The sequence below is a fragment of the Pseudomonas sp. P5_B2 genome, from assembly GCF_056400445.1.
Genome location: NZ_JBFULH010001363.1, coordinates 1 through 672 on the forward strand (window position 1 = coordinate 1; position 672 = coordinate 672).

The 672-nt window shown below is 55.1% G+C and carries 1 pseudogene; it reads right to left on the reverse strand.

Features of this window, described 5'->3' with window-relative positions:
- Positions 1-572, reverse strand: a pseudogene (locus AC1DRJ_RS31240) (DNA-directed RNA polymerase subunit beta'); the annotation flags it as partial.
- Positions 573-672 lie beyond the last annotated feature (100 nt).

The window sequence follows — 672 nt, forward strand, 5'->3', positions numbered from 1 at the left end:
GCGTGCAGCAGTTCACGGACAGCTTCGGCACCCATGCGGGCATCGAAATCGTCGCCGAACTCTTCCAGCGCTTCGAAGTACTGCTCGTCGTTGAGCAGCTGACCTTTTTCAAGGGTGGTCATGCCTGGATCGATAACGACATAGCTCTCGAAGTAGAGAACGCGTTCGATATCACGCAGGGTCATGTCCATCAGCAAGCCGATACGCGACGGCAGCGATTTCAGGAACCAGATGTGGGCAACTGGCGAGGCCAGTTCGATGTGCGCCATGCGCTCACGACGAACTTTAGCCAGCGCGACTTCAACGCCGCACTTCTCGCAGATCACACCACGGTGCTTCAAGCGCTTGTACTTACCGCACAGGCACTCGTAATCCTTTACCGGGCCAAAGATCTTGGCGCAGAACAGGCCGTCACGCTCAGGTTTGAACGTACGGTAGTTAATGGTTTCCGGCTTTTTAACTTCACCGAACGACCACGAACGGATCATCTCAGGCGATGCCAATCCAATACGGATGGCGTCGAACTCTTCGACTTGACCCTGGTTTTTCAGCAAATTCAGTAGGTCTTTCAAGGCCTTTCCTCCTGGCGGAGCAGAGAGCGGGCAATCCTGCCCCGCTCTCGATTCGCGTCACGTGTTATTCGGTTTCCAGATCGATATCGATGCCGAGCGA